This is a genomic window from Actinomadura sp. NPDC049753 (assembly GCF_040674655.1).
Lineage (GTDB): Bacteria > Actinomycetota > Actinomycetes > Streptosporangiales > Streptosporangiaceae > Spirillospora > Spirillospora verrucosospora.
On record NZ_JBFARL010000342.1, the window covers coordinates 1 to 4,599 of the forward strand.

The 4,599-nt window shown below is 72.5% G+C and carries 4 protein-coding genes; 1 reads left to right on the top strand and 3 read right to left on the bottom strand.

Annotated features, from left to right (window positions below):
* Positions 1–627: 627 nt before the first annotated feature.
* The 3 genes from AB0K37_RS40345 to AB0K37_RS40355 are packed head-to-tail and all read right to left on the bottom strand — an operon-like array spanning position 628 to position 3,478.
* Entirely contained in the window at positions 628–1,023 is a 396-nt protein-coding gene (locus tag AB0K37_RS40345; protein ID WP_363991042.1) for a hotdog fold domain-containing protein, read from the bottom strand.
* Entirely contained in the window at positions 1,020–1,859 is an 840-nt protein-coding gene (locus AB0K37_RS40350; protein ID WP_363991044.1) for an OAM dimerization domain-containing protein, read from the bottom strand. The genes AB0K37_RS40345 and AB0K37_RS40350 overlap by 4 nt, the downstream gene beginning before the upstream one ends.
* On the bottom strand, positions 1,856–3,478 hold the full coding sequence (locus AB0K37_RS40355; protein WP_363991046.1) for a lysine 5,6-aminomutase subunit alpha: 1,623 nt from the start codon (positions 3,476–3,478) through the stop codon (positions 1,856–1,858). Before AB0K37_RS40355 ends, AB0K37_RS40350 begins: the two co-directional genes overlap by 4 nt.
* Positions 3,479–3,753: 275 nt before the next feature.
* On the opposite strand from AB0K37_RS40355, the gene AB0K37_RS40360 reads away from it, so the two are divergent.
* Complete coding sequence (locus tag AB0K37_RS40360; RefSeq protein ID WP_363991049.1) at positions 3,754–4,521, top strand: hypothetical protein; 768 nt, start codon at positions 3,754–3,756, stop codon at positions 4,519–4,521.
* Positions 4,522–4,599 lie beyond the last annotated feature (78 nt).

The window sequence follows — 4,599 nt, forward strand, 5'->3', positions numbered from 1 at the left end:
CGGGCCGTCGCCCGGCCCCGCCGCCGGCGACCGGTCCGGGAGGGTCTCCTGGGCCACGTCCCACCTCGTTCACTCTGGGTCTCTGCCGGAACGCTACCGGCCCCGGGCGCCCGCGGCGACCATGGGCCCAGGTCGCGGCGGAAGCGGACGGCTCACCCGGCGCGGGAGCGAAGGCCGGGGACGGGGCCGTTCACCGGGTGATCACGAGGCCGGCACGGGGGCCGGACACGGAAGAGGGCCCGCGACATCCATCGGGCCGGAGTCGTCCCACAGGCGGTGAGAACGAGGCTCCGTTTTCTACTGGATGTCCGGGCCCTTCCCGGGTCCAACCCCCCGCGCGATCGGACGGCTCCGCCCGGACACGGCCGCGGATCACCGCGCTGGCTCGGGCGGGCACGGTGCCGACCACTCGCGTGATCCCCGTCCCCGTCGCGGCGCGGCGCCCGGCGGCCCCTCGGGCGGCCGATCGGTGAGTCCCGTGCTGGACTGCAGCAAAACTACCGGCTTCCGCCACCTTGTCAACCGCCGCATGTTCTGCGGCTACTCCATGTTAGCCCAGCTCAAAACCATGATCAGAGCGTTCGGCGATTTCGCCGAACGCCCTGCACGCGATCAGGTGGGCGCCGGTCAGCCTCCCGGGGCCGAGACCACGACGGTCCCGGTCGCGGTGACCGCGACGATCGGCTCGGGCAGCGCCTCGGCCGCCGACTCGCCCTTGTCGGGGCGGCCCCGGCACACCACGCGGGCCTCGAAGTCCATCACGCGGCTGCGGGTGCCGGCGCGGGCCAGCACGGCGGTGGTCTCCAGGACGTCCCCGGCCCGGACGGGCGCGCGGAACTGCACGTCGGAGTAGGAGGCGAACAGGCCCTCGTCGCCGTCGGTGCGGATGCACAGCTCCGTGGCGACGTCCCCGAACAGCCCCAGCACGTAGGCGCCGTCGACCAGGTCGCCCGCGTAGTGGGCGTGCGAGTAGGGGATGTAGCGGCGGTGGGTGACGGTCAGTCCCTCGCGGGGGTCGCTCACTCTTCCTCCATGGTCGTGGGGCGGTGCTCGCCGGGCAGCAGGGCGTGCACGAGGTAGCTGGCGACCTCGGCGGGCGTCGTGCCCTTGCCGAAGATGCGGTCGACGCCGAGGTCGGCCTCGGTGACGGTGTCGAAGCGGGGACCGCCGACGACCAGAAGGGGCCGCCCCATTCCTCCGGCCACCGCCGTCGGGTACTCGGCGTGGAACGCCGCCGCCATCTGCTTGGTGTTGTGCAGGTGGGCGTTGCGCTGGGTGACGACCTGCGACACCAGGACCGCGTCGGCGTTCTCCGCCTTGGCGCGCTCCACCAGCTCCTCGACCGTGACCTGGGCGCCCATGTTGACGACCTGGATCTCCCGGTAGTACTCCAGGCCCTTCTCCCCCGCGAAGCCCTTGACGTTGAGGATCGCGTCGATCCCGACGGTGTGCGCGTCGGTGCCGATGCAGGCCCCGACGACCACCAGCCGCCGGTTCAGCGCCTCGCGGATCGCCAGGTTCACCTCCTGGGACGACAGCAGCGGGTAGGCGCGCTCCTCCGGGACGGGGATGGAGGCGTAGTCGATGAGGTGCCGCACCTTGCCGTACACGATGAAGAAGGTGAAGTCGGGCCCCATGGGCTTGGCGTGGACGACGCTGGCCGGGTCCAGGCCCATCTTCCCCGCGAGCTGCAGCGCGGCCGCCTCGGCGCGCTTGCCGGCCGGGACGGGAAGGGTGAACGACATCTGCACCATGCCGTCGCCGGTGGTGTCGCCGTAGGGGCGGATCACCTGCCGGGTGTCGGCGGGCTCGGCGGGGGCCTGGGTCCCGGTACCGGTTCCGGGGCTCTCGACCGTCATGCGGGCACCTCCTGGTCGGCGGCGGTGGATCGGGCGGCGTGGGGGTCCTCGGTGTCGAGGATCTCGATGGCGGGGTTGAAGTACCCGTCGGCGCGCGGGACGACGCCGTCCAGGCCCTTGCCCCCGTCGGCGGGGCGACGGGTGACGCCGAACGTGCCCTCGGCGATGGCGTCGAGCAGCCCGTCGTCGGCGATGCGCTCCAGCAGCTCCACCGACTCCGACAGCACCTGCTTGGCGCGCTGGACGAGCATCCCGTCCGGGCGGGGCATGAAGTCCTCGGAGAGGTTCCCGCAGGCGTCGCGGACGTAGCGGACGTTCTCCAGCGCCAGGTCGCGGTCCGACAGCCAGGGCGTGTGGATGCCCTCGGTCATCATCCCGATCAGGATGATCGACTGCCCGGTCAGCACGCCGGCGAGGTTGAAGAACGCGTCCAGCAGGTAGCCGGCGAAGATGTTGCCGGTCATGTGCTTGGTCGGCGGCATGTACTTCAGCGGCGCCCCGGGGAACAGCTCCCGGACGAGCTGGGCGTGCGCCAGCTCCATCCGGAACGACTCGGGGATCGCCGGGTTGATCTCGAAGGCGTGGCCGAGGCCGAGCTGGTCGTCGGCGAGGCCGGCCTCGTGCCCGAACCGCTCGTTCAGCAGCTGGCTGACGATCACGGTGTGCGCGGCGTCGACGGCGTCGGCGGTGGTGAGGTAGTTGTCCTCGCCGGTGTTGATGACGATGCCGGCGCGGGCGTGGATCTGCCGGGAGAACCGCTGGTCGATGAAGGTGCGGCGCGGGTTGATGTCGCGGAAGATGATGCCGTACATGCAGTCGTTCAGCATCATGTCCAGGCGCTCCAGCCCGGCCAGCGTCGCGATCTCCGGCATGCACAGCCCGGACGCGTAGTTCGTCAGCCGCACGTACCGGCCGAGCTCGCGGGAGACGTCGTCCAGGGCCGAGCGCATCAGCCGGAAGTTCTCCCGCGTGGCGTAGGTGCCGGCGTAGCCCTCCCGGGTGGCGCCCTCGGGCACGAAGTCCAGCAGCGACTGCCCGGTGGAGCGGATCACCGCGACGACGTCGGCGCCCTCGCGGGCGGCGGCCTGCGCCTGCGGGATGTCCTCGTAGATGTCGCCGGTCGCCACGATCAGGTAGACCAGCGGCCGGGGCGGGTCTGCCCGGTCGGGGGTGGGCAGCTCGGCCAGCATCCGGTCGCGCTCGGCGCGGCGCCGGTCGATGCGCGCCATGCCGCCGCGGGCCGCCTCGCCCGCGGCCTTGCGGGCGTGCTCGGCGTCGGTGCCCGACGGCAGCCGGAACGACACCCGCCCCCGGGCGGCGGCCCGGGCCAGGTCGTCCAGGGAGCCGTGCGGGCCGGCCAGCAGCGCGTCCCAGACCGGCAGGGCGAGCCCGTGCTCCAGGCCGACCTGGTCGCGGACGGCGTCGGCGAGGTGGTTGGCCCAGGGGCGCCCCTCATCGTCGGCGCCGGTCAGGCCCGCCAGCCTCAGCAGCGCCCGCTCGACCGAGACGGTGGTGTGGGAGCGGGCCATGTCGATGATGGGTTCGGCGGCCCGGGCGGCCAGGCGCCGGGCGGTGCGCACCGCCTCCGGGTCGAGGTCCAGCTTTCCCTGCGGCGCCATTGCCGTCTCCCCTCACGCAGCCGCCCCTCTCAGGCCGGTCCTAACAATCATCCTTCATACCGAGTTCTCTACGGGAGATCTTCCGGCACGGACACCGTATTCCACAAGAACTAGCAGCACATCTCCCGCCACCTTCCCCCTGCGGCCAGCCCCCTCTTCCCCCTCCGAGCGGTCATGTCACCCCCTGGTGACGGTCCGCGACAACCCATCACACAACAACACTGAGTAAAGCTATGCTCACCCCTGGTCATGGACGGACCTATTCCGGGAGGGGCATGATCGTTTATTTCGCGGCCGCGGCCTGCGCCGTCGGCGTGGTCATCATGGCGAGCCGGCTGGTACGACGAGCGCGCGGGACCGTGGACGACGCCGCCCCCGACGGCCCCACCACCTCCCACACCGGCGCGATGCTCTCCGCGCTGTTCCTGCTGGCGTTCGCCATCGCCATCATCGTGCCGTGGACGACGTCGGACTCGGCCCGCTCCAACACCTACACCGAGAGCCAGGCGATATCCGAGGCGTACTGGGCCGCCCAGCGCCTCCCCGCCGCCGACGCCCGGCGCGTCCAGGACGGGCTGATCGCCTACGTCGAACTCGTGCGCGGCCCCGAGTGGCGGCTGATGAGGCACGGCCGGCTCAGCTCCCGCGGCTGGGCCGACCTCGACCGGCTCCGCCGCGAGGTCATCGCCGTCCAGGCCGGCACCGACGAGGCCAAGGACGCCCGCAGCGCCGTCCTGGACCACCTCGGCGAGATCTCCGCGGCGCGGCGGCAGCGCGCCATGGACGCCCGGACGACACCCCCCGCCGGCCTGCTCGGCGTCACCCTCGTCACCGGCGCCGTGGTCCTGCTGCTGCCGTTCCTCGCGGGGGCCCGCCCGCGCGGCATGACGCTGGTGCCGCTGTCGCTGATGGCGGCGCTGCTCGCCGCCGGGGCCTACCTCACCGTCGACATCTCCCACGTGTTCAGCGGCGCCCTCGCCGTCGGCCCCGAGGCCTTCACCGGCCTGCACGCCGACCTGCAGCGCATCGCGGGCGGCGGCTGATGCGCCCGCGCCCTGGCGCTTTCGCGCCCGACCTCACCCTGCACACCGACCAGGGCATCACCAGCGTCGCCGAACTGG

Bases quoted from the DNA above. Each gene is read 5' to 3' on its own strand.
- AB0K37_RS40350 (WP_363991044.1), bottom strand. From the start codon at position 1,859: ATGACGGTCGAGAGCCCCGGAACCGGTACCGGGACCCAGGCCCCCGCC.
- AB0K37_RS40355 (WP_363991046.1), bottom strand. From the start codon at position 3,478: ATGGCGCCGCAGGGAAAGCTGGACCTCGACCCGGAGGCGGTGCGCACC.
- AB0K37_RS40360 (WP_363991049.1), top strand. From the start codon at position 3,754: ATGATCGTTTATTTCGCGGCCGCGGCCTGCGCCGTCGGCGTGGTCATC.